General features: G+C 69.1%; 14 protein-coding genes. 6 read left to right on the forward strand and 8 right to left on the reverse strand.

Going from position 1 to position 16,149, the window contains the following annotated elements; all coding sequences use genetic code 11:
- Positions 1-78 precede the first annotated feature (78 nt).
- Genes gpmI through AMK58_RS11750 form a run of 5 tightly spaced genes read left to right on the forward strand, consistent with a single transcriptional unit; the run spans position 79 to position 6,257 of the window.
- The gene (gene gpmI / locus AMK58_RS11730; RefSeq protein WP_035671474.1) at positions 79-1,644 is read left to right on the forward strand and encodes a 2,3-bisphosphoglycerate-independent phosphoglycerate mutase; all 1,566 of its coding nucleotides are present in this window, start codon (positions 79-81) and stop codon (positions 1,642-1,644) included.
- A 13-nt stretch (positions 1,645-1,657) separates the two neighbouring features.
- Complete coding sequence (locus tag AMK58_RS11735; RefSeq protein ID WP_236778120.1) at positions 1,658-3,082, forward strand: murein hydrolase activator EnvC family protein; 1,425 nt, start codon at positions 1,658-1,660, stop codon at positions 3,080-3,082.
- Positions 3,083-4,495, forward strand: coding sequence for a S41 family peptidase (locus tag AMK58_RS11740; RefSeq protein WP_059398916.1), 1,413 nt, complete (start codon positions 3,083-3,085; stop codon positions 4,493-4,495). It begins immediately after the preceding gene.
- Positions 4,496-4,512: 17 nt separating this feature from the next.
- Entirely contained in the window at positions 4,513-5,754 is a 1,242-nt protein-coding gene (locus tag AMK58_RS11745; RefSeq protein WP_059398917.1) for a divergent polysaccharide deacetylase family protein, read from the forward strand.
- A 5-nt stretch (positions 5,755-5,759) separates the two neighbouring features.
- Complete coding sequence (locus AMK58_RS11750; RefSeq protein WP_035671455.1) at positions 5,760-6,257, forward strand: RNA pyrophosphohydrolase; 498 nt, start codon at positions 5,760-5,762, stop codon at positions 6,255-6,257.
- A gap of 22 nt (positions 6,258-6,279) precedes the next feature.
- Here AMK58_RS11750 and AMK58_RS11755 read toward each other — a convergent pair whose 3' ends face one another.
- The 6 genes from AMK58_RS11755 to AMK58_RS11780 all read right to left on the reverse strand — a co-directional run bounded on the left by AMK58_RS11755 (position 6,280) and on the right by AMK58_RS11780 (position 12,369).
- Entirely contained in the window at positions 6,280-7,098 is an 819-nt protein-coding gene (locus tag AMK58_RS11755; protein WP_035671452.1) for an acyl-ACP desaturase, read from the reverse strand.
- 196 nt (positions 7,099-7,294) lie between these two features.
- A complete protein-coding gene (locus AMK58_RS11760; protein WP_014239442.1) occupies positions 7,295-7,708 on the reverse strand; it encodes a F0F1 ATP synthase subunit epsilon in 414 nt (137 codons plus the stop codon).
- A gap of 90 nt (positions 7,709-7,798) precedes the next feature.
- Positions 7,799-9,238, reverse strand: a complete 1,440-nt coding sequence (atpD, locus tag AMK58_RS11765; protein WP_014239441.1) for a F0F1 ATP synthase subunit beta — start codon at positions 9,236-9,238, stop codon at positions 7,799-7,801.
- 69 nt (positions 9,239-9,307) lie between these two features.
- The gene (locus AMK58_RS11770; RefSeq protein WP_035671449.1) at positions 9,308-10,198 is read right to left on the reverse strand and encodes a F0F1 ATP synthase subunit gamma; all 891 of its coding nucleotides are present in this window, start codon (positions 10,196-10,198) and stop codon (positions 9,308-9,310) included.
- A 72-nt stretch (positions 10,199-10,270) separates the two neighbouring features.
- Complete coding sequence (gene atpA, locus AMK58_RS11775; protein WP_035671446.1) at positions 10,271-11,800, reverse strand: F0F1 ATP synthase subunit alpha; 1,530 nt, start codon at positions 11,798-11,800, stop codon at positions 10,271-10,273.
- Entirely contained in the window at positions 11,800-12,369 is a 570-nt protein-coding gene (locus AMK58_RS11780) for a F0F1 ATP synthase subunit delta (protein ID WP_014239438.1), read from the reverse strand. The genes atpA and AMK58_RS11780 overlap by 1 nt, the downstream gene beginning before the upstream one ends.
- A 426-nt stretch (positions 12,370-12,795) precedes the next feature.
- On the opposite strand from AMK58_RS11780, the gene AMK58_RS11785 reads away from it, so the two are divergent.
- Complete coding sequence (locus AMK58_RS11785) at positions 12,796-13,119, forward strand: hypothetical protein (protein WP_035671444.1); 324 nt, start codon at positions 12,796-12,798, stop codon at positions 13,117-13,119.
- 74 nt (positions 13,120-13,193) lie between these two features.
- On the opposite strand, the gene AMK58_RS11790 is transcribed toward AMK58_RS11785, so the two are convergent.
- Both AMK58_RS11790 and AMK58_RS11795 read right to left on the reverse strand, forming a co-directional pair.
- On the reverse strand, positions 13,194-13,661 hold the full coding sequence (locus AMK58_RS11790) for a cache domain-containing protein (protein ID WP_236778121.1): 468 nt from the start codon (positions 13,659-13,661) through the stop codon (positions 13,194-13,196).
- A 195-nt stretch (positions 13,662-13,856) separates the two neighbouring features.
- Complete coding sequence (locus AMK58_RS11795; RefSeq protein WP_079285219.1) at positions 13,857-16,121, reverse strand: primosomal protein N'; 2,265 nt, start codon at positions 16,119-16,121, stop codon at positions 13,857-13,859.
- Positions 16,122-16,149: the final 28 nt, after the last annotated feature.

Below are 16,149 nucleotides of genomic sequence, written 5' to 3' on the forward strand. Positions count from 1 at the left end.
CCCGGCCACAAGAAGACTGGCGTCAGACCGTTCGACCGAGACCCGCAACCCGACCGTGACAGGCGTATGAGGACTGTGATGACCGAGACCAATCGTCCCCGACCCGTAGTGCTGTGCATCCTGGATGGCTGGGGCTACCGCGAGGAGCGCGAGGACAACGCCATCGCCCAGGGCAACACGCCCAACTGGGACCGCCTGTGGTCGTCGGAGCCGCGCGCCTTCCTGGAGGCCAGCGAGGAGGAGGTCGGGTTGCCCAAGGGCCAGATGGGCAACTCCGAGGTCGGTCACATGAATCTGGGCGCCGGCCGCGTCGTCCGCCAGGATCTGGTGATGATCGACCACGCCATCGTCGAGGGCGAACTGGAGCGCAACGCCGCGCTGAACGACCTCGCCAAGACGCTGCTGGCCTCGGGCGGTCGCTGCCACATCCTGGGCCTGCTGTCGCCGGGCGGCGTCCATTCGCACCAGGACCACATCGCGGCGCTGGCCGGCGTGCTGGCCCATGAGGGCGTCCCGGTCGAGATCCACGCCTTCACCGATGGCCGCGACGTGCCGCCGCAGAGCGCCAAGGACCAGATGGCCGAGTTCATGGCCGACGTGCACACCCTGCCCGGCGTCAACGTCGCCACGGTCAGCGGGCGCTACTACGCCATGGACCGCGACAAGCGCTGGGACCGTGTCGCCAAGGCCTACGCCACCCTGGTGAGCGCCCAGGGCGAGACGGCCGCCGACCCGATCCAGGCGATCGAGCAAAGCTACGCCGCCGGCACCCACGACGAGTTCATCCTGCCGACCGTCATCGACGGCTACACCGGCATGAAGGACGGCGACGCCATCCTGATGGCGAACTTCCGCGCCGACCGCGCCCGCGAGATCCTGGCCGCCTTCGTCGATCCGGCCTTCGACGGGTTCGAGCGCGCCTCGGTGCCGAAGCTGGCCGCCGCTGTCGGCATGGTCGAGTACTCGTCCACGCTCGCCAAGCTGATGACGACCATCTTTCCGCCGAAATCCTTGACCAAAGTGCTGGGCGAAGTGGTCAGCGAGGCCGGATTGACCCAGTTGCGCATCGCCGAGACGGAAAAGTACCCGCACGTCACCTTCTTCTTCAACGGAGGCGAGGAGCGCGTGTATCCGGGCGAGGACCGCATCCTGGTGCCGTCGCCGAAGGTCGCGACCTATGACCTCCAGCCGGAGATGTCCGCCGCCGAGGTGACCGACAAGGTCGTCGCCGCCGTGGACAGCGGGAAGTACGATCTGGTGGTCATCAACTACGCCAACCCCGACATGGTCGGCCACAGCGGCATCCTGTCCGCCGCCATCAAGGCGGTCGAGGCGGTGGACGCCAGCCTGGGCCGGCTGGAGGCCGCCGTGCGCGCCCAGGGCGGCGTGATGCTGGTCACCGCCGACCACGGCAACTGCGAACTGATGAAGGATCCGCAGACCAACGGCCCGCACACCGCCCACACGCTGGACAAGGTGCCGCTGGTGCTGGTGAACGGCCCCGCCGGGGTGTCGGCGATCCGCAGCGGGCGTCTTGCCGACATCGCCCCGACGCTGCTCGACCTGATGAAGCTTCCGCAGCCGGCGGAGATGACCGGCAAGAGCCTGATCGACCGCGCCAGCGCGCGGGCCGCTGCGGAATAAGGCGGAACCGGGCATGGGCGCAGGGCGCGATCATCCGGCGGGTGTTGCTCTGCTCCCCCTCCCCGTCTCCGTTCCGCAAGGTGCCGGGCGGAGACGGGCGCTTTCTTGGCGACCGGCCCTGCTGACCGTCGCCCTTCTCGTCATCTCCGCCGCCGCCGCAGCGCAGACCGAGTCCCCCGGCCAGACGCTGAAGCGGGTCGAGCAGGATCTCCAGACCGACAAGGCCCTGCAACGGCAACTCGACCGCCAGTCGCAGACGCTCCAGAAGGAATTGGACGAGTTGCGCGACCGGCTGGTCGGCCTCGCCGACCAGGAACGGGCGCAGGAGGACGAACTCGCTCATCTCGAAGAGTCCCTGACCGCGCTGGAGACGCAGGAGCGCAACCAGGCCGAAAAGCTGGAGGGCGAGCGGCAGCAGATCGCCGCCTTGCTCGCCGCCCTGCAACGCGTCGCCCGCATCCCCCCGGAAGCGGCGCTGGCCCGCCCGGACGGGCCGGTGGACACGCTGCGCTCCGCCCTGCTGCTACGCGACACGGTGCCGGCCCTGCGCGCCCGCGCCGACGCGCTGGCCCAGGCGCTGACCCGGCTGGCCGAGACGCGCGAGGCGCTGCAGGCCCAGCGCAGCCGCACCTACGCCGCCCGCCTCACCCTGATCGACCGCCAGAAAGAGATTGGCCAGCTCGTCGCTCGGCGCGAGGAGCTGTCGCGCCAGACCGAGGAGGAGCGGCAGCAGATTGCCCAGCGCACCGCCCGGCTGACCGGTCAGGCCGCCGACCTGCGCCAGCTGATGGACCGCATCGAGGCCGAACGCCGCGCCGCCGCCGCCATGGCGGCCAAGCGCGAGGCCGAGCGGCTGGAGGCGGAGCGCCGCGAAGCCGAACGCCGCCTCGCCGAGCAGCGGGCCGCGGAGCAGAAGGCGGCCGAACAGAAGCTGGCGGAACAAAAGGCGGCGGAACAGCGGGCCGCCGAACAGAAACTCGCGGACCAGCGGGCTAGCGAACAGCGGGCCAGGGCCGAGACGGAAACCGCCCGCGCCGCGCCCAGCCCGCCCACCGGGGAACGCCTGCCGGTGGGCGGCCGGGTGACCGTCCGCTACGGCGAGGCCGACCGCTACGGCGCGACCAGCCGGGGCGTCACCATCCAGGCCCGCGCCGGCTCGACGGTGGTGTCGCCGCAGGCCGGAACGATCGTCTTCGCCGGGCCGTTCCGCGGCTATGGCCAAATCTTGATCGTGGAACACAGCCACGGATATCATAGTCTCATCGCTGGATTTGGCCGCATCGACACGGCCGTCGGACGGCGCGTGGCCACGGGGGAACCCATCGGCCTGATGCCCGCCGACGGGTCACCCGATCTTTACTTCGAGCTTCGACGTCACGGACAGCCGATCAATCCACAGCGCGGTTTCGGCGCCCCGGAGGGGAAAGGACAAGGGTAGATGAGGATAGTCAAGCGTGCCGCCACCGCCGCGGCCCTGGTGTTTCTGGGGGCCGGCGTCGCCACCGTCACCGCGCAGGTGAACAGCACCGGCAACAGTTCCGAGACCTACCGCCAGCTCAACCTGTTCGGCGACGTCTTCGAGCGCGTGCGCGCCGAGTATGTCGAGTCGACGACGGACGAGCAGCTGATCGAATCCGCCATCAACGGCATGCTCACCTCGCTCGACCCGCATTCCAGCTACCTGAACCGCAAGAGCTTCCAGGACATGCAGGTTCAGACCCGCGGCGAGTTCGGCGGGCTGGGCATCGAGGTGACGATGGAGAACGGCCTGATCAAGGTCGTGTCGCCCATCGACGAGACGCCGGCCTTCCGCGCCGGGCTGCAGCCGGGCGACCTGATCATCCAGCTCAACGGCGAGGCGGTGATGGGCCTGTCGCTGAACGAGGCGGTGGAGAAGATGCGCGGCCCGGTGGGCAGCGACATCAAGGTCACCGTGCGCCGCGGCGAGGCCGGCGAGCCGTTCGAGGTCACGCTGACCCGCGCCGTCATCAAGGTGCAGTCGGTCCGCTACCGCACCGAGGGCGACATCGGCTACGTCCGCATCACCAGCTTCAACGAGCAGACGCAGCAAGGGCTGGAGAAGGCCATCGCCTCGATCCAGCAGCAGCTCGGCGACAAGCTGAAGGGTTACGTCCTCGACCTGCGCAACAACCCCGGCGGCCTGCTCGACCAGGCGGTCTCGGTCTCCGACACCTTCCTGGAGAAGGGCGAAATCGTCTCCACCCGCGGCCGCAAGGCCGAGGAGGGCACGCGCTACAACGCCAAGCCCGGCGACCTCGCCAAGGGCCTGCCGATCGTGGTGCTGGTCAACGGCGGCTCGGCCTCGGCATCGGAGATCGTCGCCGGCGCGCTGCAGGACCACAAGCGGGCGCTCGTCCTCGGCACCCAGTCCTTCGGCAAGGGCTCGGTCCAGACGATCATCCCGCTGCCCGGCCACGGCGCCATGCGCCTGACCACGGCGCGCTACTACACGCCGTCGGGCAAGTCGATCCAGGCGCTGGGCATCACCCCGGACATCGAGGTGCACCCGGCCCGCGTCGAGGAGACCGACCAGGGTCTGATCCGCCGCCGCGAGAGCGACCTGCGCGGCGCGCTGCGCAACCCGGACGCCCCCCGCCCGGCCACCACCCAGCCGGCCCCGGCGCCGGGCGCCAGCAACGCACCGGCTCCGGGTGCGGCTCCGGGCGCGGCCCCTGGTGCTACCCCGGCTCCCGCCAATGGCAACGCCCCGGCGGCACCGTCCGCGGAGAATGGGGAGGGTGCGCCCAACCAGCCGCCCTTCGACTACCAGCTGGCCCGCGCGCTCGACCTGCTGCGGGGCGTCGCCCTGTTCCAGGCCCGCGCGCACTGAGGGGAGGGAACGGGTCCGTGAACGCTGCCGCCCTTCTGGGCCGCCTGAAGCCCGCGAAACGGGAACGTTCCGGACCCGGCCTGCTGGCCCGCCTCCGACGCCGGAAGGGCGGCGATTCCGACGACGCTCCGCGCGCCCGCAAGGAGCGACGCCCCCTCTCGCCGCTCACCAGGAGGCTGCTCGGCGCCTACGCCGCGCTGGCCCTCGGGCTGGGCGGGCTGGCCGGCTGGCTGGCGATGAACGCGACCCACACCACCGAGGCGTGGCAGGCCGCCATTCCCAGCGTCGAAGTGGCGGTGAAGGGCGCGCAAGCGCCAACACCGCCAGCGGCACCGCCCGCCGCGGCGACGGTTCCCGCCCAACCGGCTCCGCCTGCGGCCTCCCCGGCGGCACCTCCGCCGCCCGTCGTCGCGGTTCCCCCGCCGCCGCTCGCCGTGGCCGTGAACGAGCCGGTCACCCTGACACCGGCGCCGGTCCCTGGACTGGTCGAGGATTCGCGCAACGGCCCGCTGCCGCGCATCGCCGAAGACGGGCGCAAGCCCTGGCAGGTCTACGCCCGCCCCTTCCCCGCCGCCGACCGCCGGCCGCGCATCGCCATCGTGCTGGCCGAGATGGGCATCTCCGGCGTGACCACCGGCAACGCCCTGCAGAAGCTGCCGCCGACGATCACGCTGGCCTTCGTCCCCTACGCCGACCGGCTGGACAACTGGGTCGAGCGCGCCCGCGGCAAAGGGCACGAGGTGATGCTCTCCATCCCCATGGAGCCGCAGGACTACCCGCGCAACGATCCCGGCCCCAACGCCCTGCTGAGCATGCTGCCGCCCGAGCGCAACATGGAGCGGCTGGAATGGTCGCTGGGCAAGGCGGTCGGCTATGTCGGCATCACCAGCACCACGGGCAGCAAATTCACCACCAACCCCGACGCGGTGAACCCGGTCATCGCGGCGATGAAGGCGCGCGGCCTGATGGTCCTGGACGCCCGCGCCAACCCGCGCAGCGTCGCCGGAACCCTGGCGGGGCAAGCCGGCGTGCCGCGGGCCTTCGCCGACCGGGTGATCGACCGCGACCTGTCGCGCGGCGCCATCGACGACCAGCTTGCCGAGCTGGAGGCCATCGCCAAGGCCAACGGGGCCGCGGTGGGCATCGGCGCGCCCTACCCCAGCACCATCGAACGGATCAACCTGTGGCTCACCGGGCTGGCTGATCGCGGCATCGCCATCGTGCCGGTCTCCGCCGTGGCCAACATGCAGAAGCAATAAAGCGCATGAGCAAGAAGCCCATCGACCGCGAGTCCCTCCCCTACCGCCCCTGCGTGGGGGTGATGCTGCTGAACGACCGCGGACAGGTCTTCGTGGCCCGGCGCTGCGACAGCAAGGATGCCTGGCAGATGCCCCAGGGCGGGATCGACGAGGGCGAGGGCGTGCATGAGGCCGCCCTGCGCGAGCTGAAGGAGGAGATCGGCACCGACAAGGCCGAGATCCTCGGCGAGACGGTGGAAAAGCTGCGCTACGACCTGCCCGACCATCTGCTGGGCAAGGTCTGGAAGGGCCGCTGGCGCGGTCAGGAGCAGGTCTGGCTGGCCGCCCGCTTCACCGGCGCGGACAGTGACATCGACCTCGCCACCGAGCATCCGGAATTCGACGCCTGGACATGGGTCGACGCCGACGATCTGCCCGGCCTGATCGTGCCCTTCAAGCGCCCGGTCTACGAGTCGGTGCTGGCGGAGTTCGCCTCGGTCATTGCGACGCTGCGGCGGGGATGACCCCCGCCGCGTCCCGTCCTGTTCAGGCGACCTTGGCCAGCCGCTTGGCGCGGCTTTCGATCAGCCACCAGGCGCCACGCGCGGCGACGCTGTAGAAGCGGGTGTGCGGCTTCAGCCCGCAGGCCTTGAAGACCATCGCCACCGCGCGGTCGACATGCTTGGGCCGGTAGCGGCCGTAGGCGCGGCGCATGTAGGCTTGGTTGTAGGTCTTGTGCGCGTAGGGCTCGCCCTCCGGCGCGTTGGCCGCGTAGTAGGCGTAGGCCAGCTCGTCGTCCTCCGACTCGCCGATGCGCGACAGCGCCACCTTGAGACGCTGGAACTTGTTGAGCTGCTCCAGCTCCAGATACTTCTTCGTGTAGGTGTAGAAGAGCTTGAAGTGGCGCAGCTCGTCGGCGGCGATGTTCTTGCAGATCAGCTTGAGGACCGGCTCGTCCGTCGAGTCGCCGATGGCCGCGTAGTAGCTGCTGGTGCCGGTCTCGACCATGCAGCGGGCGATCATCTCGCCGGTCCGCGAGCCGCGGACCGAGGCGGCGAGGTCGATCGGCACCTTGTAGCCGGCGCGGAAGCGCTCGACGGCCCGGTCGAAGTTGAAGGTCGGATCGACCAGCTCCGCCCATTTGCCGAGCGCGCGGCCGTGCTGGACCTCCTCGACCGCCCAGCCGTGCGCGACCTCCTGGAACTCGGGATCGTCGTGGAAGACGTTGCAGAGATAGGCCGTGTAGTCGTCGGCGTTGAACTCCACCAGGGCCGCCGCCTTGATGAGCGGAACGAGATCGGGATCGACCTTGCTGTGGTCCAGTTGATCCCAGGGAAGCTCTTCGTATTTCCAGTGCAACGCCACACTCCACTCCCGCTGCGGCCGCCGTTCCGGGCCGGTTGTTCCACGCTCTGACGGAGAATAGGACGATAAAAACAAAAACGCCTCGACGGACGGGCCGGGAGGCGTTCGATCCCTTGCGGGATACTATGTATGGCTGCGAAGGCGCAATGCAACGGAAACGGCCCAGCCGGCGGTCGCCGCCGGGCCGACCCCGGTGTCAGTGCGTGGTCGCGCCGGTCGCGTCGAGCTTGGCGCGGGCGATGGCGATCTTCGCCTCCACGCGGGCCTTCTCGTCGTCGGACTTGGCGTCTTCCAGATCCTCGCCCAGGTCGCGGATCTGCTGCTCGACCTTGGCGCGGTCGATCTCGGCGACCGCGATGGCCTCCTCGGCCAGGACGGTGCAGCGGGTCTCGGTCACCTCGGCGAATCCGCCGGCGACGAACACCCGGTCGACCACGCGGTCGGCCTCGTAGACGTCGATCACGCCCGGACGGACGGTCGAAATCATCGGCGAGTGGCCGGCGAGGACGCCGAAGTCACCTTCCGAACCCGGCACCACGACCATGTCGACGGGCTGCGAGGTCAGCAGCTTCTCCGGAGAGACCAGCTCGAATTCGACTTTATCGGCCATGGGTTTCCTGGTGCCTCTTCATAAGAACCCCCTCCCCCGCGCGGGCGGAGGAGAGGGTTAGCCTCGTTACCGAACCTCAGCCGACCTTGATCAGGCGGCTTCGGCGGCCAGCTTCTTCGCCTTGGCGATGGCTTCGTCGATGGTGCCGACCATGTAGAAGGCCGCTTCCGGCAGGTGGTCGTAGTCGCCGTTCACGATGCCCTTGAAGCCCTTGATGGTGTCTTCCAGGCTGACGAGCACGCCCGGGGTGCCGGTGAACACCTCGGCGACGTGGAACGGCTGCGACAGGAAGCGCTGGATCTTGCGGGCGCGGGCCACGACCAGCTTGTCCTCTTCCGACAGCTCGTCCATGCCCAGGATCGCGATGATGTCCTGCAGCGACTTGTAGGTCTGGAGGACGCGCTGCACCGAACGGGCGACGGTGTAGTGCTCCTCACCGACGACGCGCGGGTCCAGGATGCGGCTGGTCGAGTCCAGCGGGTCCACCGCCGGGAAGATCGCCATTTCGGCGATCGAGCGCGACAGCACCGTGGTGGCGTCCAGGTGGGCGAAGGAGGTGGCCGGGGCCGGGTCGGTCAGATCGTCGGCGGGCACGTAAATGGCCTGCACCGAGGTGATCGACCCCTTCTTCGTGGAGGTGATGCGCTCCTGCAGGGCGCCCATGTCGGTGGCCAGCGTCGGCTGGTAACCCACCGCCGACGGGATGCGGCCCAGCAGAGCCGACACTTCCGAACCGGCCTGCGTGAAGCGGAAGATGTTGTCCACGAAGAACAGCACGTCCTGGCCTTCCTCGTCGCGGAAGTACTCCGCGAGGGTCAGACCCGACAGGGCGACGCGGGCGCGGGCGCCCGGCGGCTCGTTCATCTGGCCGTACACCAGGGCCACCTTGGAGCCCGGGCCGTCGAGCTTGATGACGCCCGATTCGATCATCTCGTGGTAGAGGTCGTTGCCCTCACGGGTGCGCTCGCCCACGCCCGCGAACACGGACACGCCGCCGTGCGCCTTCGCGACGTTGTTGATCAGCTCCATGATGGTCACGGTCTTGCCCACGCCGGCGCCGCCGAACAGGCCGATCTTGCCGCCCTTGGCGTAGGGAGCCAGCAGGTCGATGACCTTGATGCCGGTGATCAGCACTTCGGCGTCCGTCGACTGCTCGACGAAGTCCGGGGCCGCACGGTGGATCGGCAGGGTGCGCTCGGCGCCGACGTCGCCGCGCTCGTCGATCGGCTCGCCGATCACGTTGATGATGCGGCCGAGGGTGGCCGGGCCGACCGGCACGGCGATCGGGGCGCCGGTGTCCGTCACTTCGGCGCCGCGGACCAGGCCGTCGGTGCTGTCCATGGCGATGGCGCGGACGGTGCTCTCGCCGAGGTGCTGGGCAACCTCGAGCACGAGGACCTTGCCGTCGTTCTGGGTGTGCAGAGCGTTCAGAATGGCCGGCAGCTCGCCGTCGAACTGGACGTCGACAACGGCGCCCGTGACCTGCGTGATCTTGCCGACGGCGTTCGTCGCCTGGGTGGTGGTGGCCATGGAGTAAAGCTCCCTCGGAACTCGATAATTGTCGGATGTGCCGTCGTATCGACCGCGAACGCTGCGCCGTTAAACCGCCTCGGCGCCGGAGATGATCTCGATCAGCTCCTTGGTGATGTAGGCCTGGCGCGTGCGGTTGTAGGTGATCGTCAGCTTGTTGATCATGTCGCCGGCGTTGCGCGTCGCGTTGTCCATCGCGGTCATGCGGGCGCCCTGTTCGGACGCGGCGCTTTCCAGGAGGGCGCGATAAACCTGGATCGACAGGTTGCGCGGCAGCAGCTCGGCGAGGATCTGCTCCTCGTCGGGCTCGAACTCGTAGATCGCCTTGACCTCGGCGCCCGCGGCCTCCTCGTCCGCCTGCGCCTCGACGGCGAAGGGAACGAGCTGCTGGACGGTCACGATCTGGGAGATCGCCGACTTGAACTTGTTGAAGATCACCGAGCAGACGTCGAACTCGCCCGCGTCGTACATCGCCAGAACCTTCTGCGCGACGACATCGGCGTCGGCGAAGGACAGCTTGCGGCGACCCACATCCTCGTAGGTCTCGACGATCAGCGAGCCGAACTCGCGGCGCAGCTGGTCGCGGGCCTTGCGGCCGACGGTGAGCAGCTTGACCGTCTTGCCTTCCGACTGGAGGCGCAGGATCTGGCGGCGGGACTCACGGACGATGGCGCCGTTGAAGGCGCCGCACAGGCCGCGGTCGGAGCTGATGATGACGAGGAGATGCACCTGATCGGAACCGGTGCCGGTCATCAGCTTCGGGCCGTTGCCCGAGTCCTGCACGTTGGCCGCGAGAGAGGCCAGCATGCGGCCCATGCGCTCGGCGTAGGGACGACCGGCTTCCGCCTGCTCCTGCGCACGGCGGAGCTTGGAGGCGGCGACCATCTTCATCGCCGAGGTGATCTTCCGCGTCGATTGGACGCTGGCGATCCGGTTCTTTAGGTCCTTGAGGTTAGGCATGCCGGCCCTTCATTCCGCTCGGGGTCGTTCGGGTTGACGGACGGGGCGCAGGGACTGCGCCCCCGCCGTCGATCAGACGAACACCTTGGAGAAGTTGTCGAGGAAGGCCTTCAGGCGCTCCTCGGTCGCAGAGGTGATCTGCTTCTCGTTGCGGATCGTCGCCAGGATGTCGGCCCCCTTGGAGCGGACCTCGGCGAGGAACTTCTGCTCGAAGCGGTTGACGTCCTCGACCTTGATCTTGTCGAGATAGCCCTTCACGCCCGAGAAGATCGACACGACCTGCTCTTCGACCGGCAGCGGCTGGAACTGCGGCTGCTTCAGCAGCTCGGTCAGACGGGCGCCGCGGGCCAGCAGGCGCTGGGTGGCGGCGTCGAGGTCCGAGGCGAACTGCGCGAAGGCGGCCATCTCGCGGTACTGGGCCAGCTCCATCTTGATGGTGCCCGCGACCTGCTTCATCGCCTTGATCTGGGCGGCGGAGCCGACGCGCGACACCGACAGGCCGACGTTGATGGCCGGACGGATGCCCTTATAGAACAGGCCCGTCTCGAGGAAGATCTGGCCGTCGGTGATCGAGATCACGTTCGTCGGGATGTAGGCCGACACGTCGCCGGCCTGCGTCTCGATGACCGGCAGGGCGGTCAGCGAGCCGTTGCCGTGGGCGTCGCCCATCTTGGCGGCGCGCTCGAGCAGGCGGCTGTGGAGGTAGAACACGTCGCCGGGGTAGGCTTCGCGGCCCGGCGGACGGCGGAGCAGCAGCGACATCTGACGGTAGGCGACGGCCTGCTTGGACAGGTCATCGTACACGATCAGGGCGTGCATGCCGTTGTCGCGGAAGTACTCGCCCATCGTGCAGCCGGTGTAGGGCGCCAGGAACTGCAGCGGGGCCGGCTCCGACGCGGTGGCCGCGACGACGATGGAGTATTCCAGGGCGCCGGCGTCTTCCAGGGTCTTGACGATCTGGGCGACGGTGGAGCGCTTCTGACCGACGGCGACGTAGATGCAGTAGAGCTTCTTGCTCTCGTCGTCGCCCTGGTTGATCGGCTTCTGGTTCAGGAAGGTGTCGATGACGACGGCGGTCTTGCCGGTCTGGCGGTCACCGATGATCAGCTCGCGCTGGCCGCGGCCGATCGGAACCAGGCTGTCGACGGCCTTCAGGCCGGTCTGCATCGGCTCGTGCACCGACTTGCGCGGGATGATGCCGGGGGCCTTGACCTCGACGCGGGTGCGGGTGACGTCCACCAGCGGGCCCTTGCCGTCGATCGGGTTGCCCAGGCCGTCCACGACACGGCCCAGCAGACCCTTGCCGACCGGCACGTCCACGATGGTGCCCGTGCGCTTGACGGTGTCGCCTTCCTTGATCTCGCTGTCGGTGCCGAAGATCACGACGCCGACGTTGTCGGTCTCGAGGTTCAGCGCCATGCCCTTGATGCCACCGGGGAACTCGACCATCTCGCCGGCGCGCACGTTGTCCAGGCCGTGCACGCGGGCGACGCCGTCACCCACGGAGAGGACCTGACCGACCTCGGCGACGTCCGCCTCGGTCCCGAAATTCGCGATCTGCTGCTTGAGGATCGCAGAGATTTCTGCGGCGCGGATATCCATCAGACTGATCCCCCTGAGGCCTTCATGGCGAGTTGCAATTTGTTCAGCTTCGTGCGCACCGAGGTGTCGACCATGCGCGAGCCGAACTTAACGATCATGCCCCCGATCAGCGCGGGATCGACCGAGGTGTTGACCAACACCTTGGAGCCGATCGACGCCTTCAGCGTGTCGGTGACCGCGGCCAGCTGAGCGTCGCTCAGCGGCTGGGCGGAGGTGACCTGGGCGGTCACTTCGCCGCGACGACGGGCCAGTTCGGCGAGATAGCCTTCGATCATGCCTTCCAGCGCGAACAGGCGGCGGTTCTTGGCCACCAGCCCGATGAAGCGCTTGGTCAGATCGGACACTTCGGCGCGGTCCAGAACCGCGGCCATCGCCCGGCCTTGGTCGGCGCGGCTGATCACGGGACTGCGGACGAGGCGGCGAAGGTCGGCGCTCTCAGCCAGGATTTGCTTCAGCGCAACCAGATCGCTCGCGACCTGATCCAACGCTTTGTTCTCGTCCGCAAGCTCGAACAGCGCGATGGAGTAGCGCGTAGCGAGTTCGGAAACGCCTGTACCTTCGATTGCCACCTGATCCCTCGAATTGAGTTCGGTAGACGGTGAATTTTCAGGGCCTTAAATAGGGCAAAACCCACATCGCGACGGCCCAGCCCGCGAAAGCGAGCGGTCCAATATCACAGGATTAGGCCCTGCGCAACGGGGTCTGGACAATTTGCACGCGGCTTGCGTGCGGCGTTTTGCGCCCCTGCGGCGTGGGGTCCGTTCTTGGCGGCGGGTGCTGGAAATGGGCATACCACTTCACAACCGCAACGGATCACCTTGGCATCTGAAGGACCTGCCCTCCCCGAGGCCCGTCCCGAGGCCGGATTTCCAGAGCCCGCCGCGCGGCGGTCCTAGAGACCAGACTGTGACCTAACGCCCCGTTTAACACCCGTTTAACCATTCACGCGCACGGTCGCCTCACAGCCCGTCTGACAGGACAAACCCAGGCCAATCATGACCGTCGTCGCCTTCTCCTGCGCCCGCTTCACCCCCGCCGACCTCAACGAGTTCGAGGCGGTGGCCGATCCGAAGCTGCGCCTTGGCCATTGGGCCGGGGTCATCCGCGAAACGGGCCGGGAGCATGACCGGCTCCTTGTCCTCCTGCCCGGCGTGGACCGTCCCGTCTTCCGGTTCGAGCGCGACGGGCGCGGGCGTTACAGCCTGTCCTTCAACGACCGCTCCGGCTGGTACGGCATCGGGTCGGGAAGCAGCGCCGCCGAATGCCTGTCGATCTGGCGGCCCCGTCCGCGGGCCGACCGCTCCGTCTCGGTGCTCTGAGCCTCTTTTTCACCCTTCGGAAAAGTCCGATTCGGCCGCCGCCGGACTGCCGGATCGCCCATCGGGGAACCCGGTCAGCGATAGACGCCGACCGACAGCAGATAGGGCTCGCCGCCCAGGACGATGCGGCGTACGATCATCGTCTTTGGCGCGATCTGGCCGGACAGCGGGTCCGTCCATTTGTAGCTGACGGCGCCCGCATCCCGCTCCGCCACGATGTCCAGTGCCTCCTGGATGAAGGGCTTGCCGTCAACGTCCTTCAGGTCCTTGAGGTTCACGCCGTTCAGCGACGGCGTCCAGCCGTGGGCCACCATCACGCCGTCGCGGTCGATCAGCATCGGGTAGAGGTCGCGGTCGATCAGCGCGCCATCCCGCTGGGCGAAGGCGTCCGCCGCACCCTCCGCGCCGTGCTGGCGCAGATAGCCGCTGGTCTTGTCGAGGAGCGCCTTGGCGTCCGATTCCGTCCCCCGGGTCTGGGCGGGCACGCCCGCCGCCAGGGCGATGATCGCCAGCAGCGCGAGAACCGGAAGAACCGTCAGCAAGGTAGGGAGGTGGAAACGACCGCGCAGCCTGGACATGAGATCGCTCGGCGAAAGATGACTTCCATACTCTGGTAATACCATGACCCGCCGGCCGCAACGGACCAAACGTCACAGGTGCCCTGCGGAGCGCGCAGGGACAATCGGTCGCAGCCCCCCTTTACAAGAGTCCGACGTTTCTTGGCGGGCGCGGCATCTCTACAGGAAGCTGTAGGGATCAACGTCCACTTGCACGCGCACGTTGGGCGGAATGTCCACCTGTTCCAGCCAGCGGGCGATCAAGGGTTGCACCTGGACGGTGCGCGGCGCCTTCAGCAGCAGGCGCCGCCGGTGCCGCCCCCGCAGCAGGGCGAGCGGCGCCGGGGCGGGGCCCAGCACGGCGACGGTGTCGCTGCGCGGCGCGGCGCGGCCCAGCGCGATGGACAGCTTCTCCACCGCCGCCGCGTCCTCCCCCGACACGATCAGGGCGGCCAACCGTCCGAAGGGCGGCATCCCGGCCTCCAGCCGCATCTCCGCCTCCAGCTGGTAGAAGCCGTCACGGTCGCCGGCGGCCAGCGCCTGCATCACCGGATGCTCGGGCATGTAGGTCTGCAGCATCACCCGCCCCGGCCGCTCGCCGCGCCCGGCGCGCCCGGCCACCTGATGGAGGAGCTGGTAGGTCCGCTCCCCCGCCCGCAAATCGCCGCCGGCCAGCCCCAGATCGGCGTCGACCACCCCGACCAGTGTCAGCATGGGGAAATGGTGGCCCTTCGCCATGACCTGGGTGCCGATCAGGATGTCCAGCTCATGGTCGGCGATCCGCCGGACCATCTCCTGGATGGCACGGGGACCGAACAGTGTGTCCGACGCCATGATGGCGGCGCGGGCGTCGGGGAACAGCTCCGCCACCTCCTCGGCGATGCGCTCCACGCCGGGGCCGCAGGCGGCCAAGGTGCCCTCCTCGCCGCATTCCGGGCAGGTCGGGGAGAGCGGCTGCGACAGGCCGCAATGGTGGCACTGGAGCTTGCGGGCCAGCCGGTGCTCGACCAGCCAGGCCGTGCAGTTGGGGCATTGCAGGCGGTGCCCGCAGGCCCGGCACAGGGTCAGCGGGGCGTAGCCGCGGCGGTTGAGGAACAGCATCACCTGCTCCTTCTCCGCCAGCGTCTGCTCGATGGCCTTCTTCAGCGACGGGGCCAGCCAGTGGCGCGCCGGCGGCCGGTCCTTGCGCAGGTCCACCAGTTCCACGTCGGGCAGCACGGCGCCGCCGTGGCGGCCCGGCAGCTCGATGCGGGCGTAGCGGTTGCTGTCGGCGTTGACCTTGGTCTCCAGCGACGGCGTGGCGGAGACCAGCACGGTGGGGATGCCGCCGAGATGCGCCCGCGCGACGGCCATGTCGCGGGCGTGGTAGATCGACCCCTCCTCCTGCTTGTAGGCGGAGTCGTGCTCCTCGTCGATGATGATGACGCCCAGGTTCTTGTAGGGCAGGAACAGGGCGGAGCGGGCGCCGACCACCACCGGCACCTCGCCGTTGGCCACCGCCCTCCAGGTGTCGCGGCGCTGCGCCCCGGTCAGCTCGGAATGCCATTCCGCCGGCGGCGCGCCGAAGCGGCGGGCGAAGCGCTCAAGCCACTGCGCCGACAGGGCGATTTCCGGAAGCAACACCAGCGCCTGCTTGCCCGCCTTCAGGGCGGCGGCGATCGCCTCGTAATAGACCTCCGTCTTGCCGGAGCCGGTCACCCCGTCGAGCAGCACGGTGGAATAGACGCCGGACTCGACGCGGGCGCGCAGGTCCGCCGCCGCGGCCTCCTGGTCGGCGGACAGGGTGGGGCCGGGGCGGTGGCAGTCGGGCCGCCCGAGCTTGGTCGGCTGGAGCAGCACCGGCTCCAGCAGCCCGGCCTCGGCCAGCCCGCGCACCACGGTGACGCCGCAGCCGGCCTCCTCCGCCAGCTCCGCCGGGGTGCGCGGCGGGCCGTCGTCCAGCAGGGCCAGCACGCGCCGCCGCGGCTCGGTCATCTTGAAGCCGGGCGGCGGTTCGGCGTCCGGCTTGCGCAGGTAGGCGAGCATGGCCTTCGCCGGCTCCAGCGCCGACGGCACGCTGATCGCCATGCGCAGCACATGCCCCGGCGGCGTCATGGTGTAGGCGGCAACCCACTCCACGAACTTGCGCTCGACCTCCGGCATCGGCGGCACGTCGAAGCGGCGCACCACCGGCTTCAGCCGGGTTGCCTCAACGACTCCGGCGCCGTCGCCCCACACCACGCCGAGCACGCGGCGCGGCCCGAGCGGAACCTCCACGTAATCGCCGGGGACGAGGGTCATCCCGGCGGGCACGCGGTAGTCGTAGGCCTCGCGCAGCGGCAGCGGCAGCAGCACGCGGACGCGCGGGTCCGCGTCCGGCGGCACCGTGCCCGGCAGAAGAGCCTGCGCGGAATCTCCGGAAGCGGCCCCGGATTTGGCCCCGGATCTGGCGGAATTTTCACGCATCGGCTAGAGTGCCCCCTGGCCGCGACGC

It is taken from the genome of Azospirillum brasilense (genome assembly GCF_001315015.1).
GTDB lineage: Bacteria > Pseudomonadota > Alphaproteobacteria > Azospirillales > Azospirillaceae > Azospirillum > Azospirillum brasilense.

What these genes read in the sequence shown, in the direction of transcription:
- gpmI (WP_035671474.1), top strand. Translation starts at nt 79, where the DNA reads ATGACCGAGACCAATCGTCCCCGACCCGTAGTGCTGTGCATCCTGGAT.
- AMK58_RS11735 (WP_236778120.1), top strand. Translation starts at nt 1,658, where the DNA reads ATGGGCGCAGGGCGCGATCATCCGGCGGGTGTTGCTCTGCTCCCCCTC.
- AMK58_RS11740 (WP_059398916.1), top strand. Translation starts at nt 3,083, where the DNA reads ATGAGGATAGTCAAGCGTGCCGCCACCGCCGCGGCCCTGGTGTTTCTG.
- AMK58_RS11750 (WP_035671455.1), top strand. Translation starts at nt 5,760, where the DNA reads ATGAGCAAGAAGCCCATCGACCGCGAGTCCCTCCCCTACCGCCCCTGC.
- AMK58_RS11760 (WP_014239442.1), bottom strand. Translation starts at nt 7,708, where the DNA reads ATGGCCGATAAAGTCGAATTCGAGCTGGTCTCTCCGGAGAAGCTGCTG.
- atpD (WP_014239441.1), bottom strand. Translation starts at nt 9,238, where the DNA reads ATGGCCACCACCACCCAGGCGACGAACGCCGTCGGCAAGATCACGCAG.
- AMK58_RS11770 (WP_035671449.1), bottom strand. Translation starts at nt 10,198, where the DNA reads ATGCCTAACCTCAAGGACCTAAAGAACCGGATCGCCAGCGTCCAATCG.
- atpA (WP_035671446.1), bottom strand. Translation starts at nt 11,800, where the DNA reads ATGGATATCCGCGCCGCAGAAATCTCTGCGATCCTCAAGCAGCAGATC.
- AMK58_RS11785 (WP_035671444.1), top strand. Translation starts at nt 12,796, where the DNA reads ATGACCGTCGTCGCCTTCTCCTGCGCCCGCTTCACCCCCGCCGACCTC.
- AMK58_RS11795 (WP_079285219.1), bottom strand. Translation starts at nt 16,121, where the DNA reads ATGCGTGAAAATTCCGCCAGATCCGGGGCCAAATCCGGGGCCGCTTCC.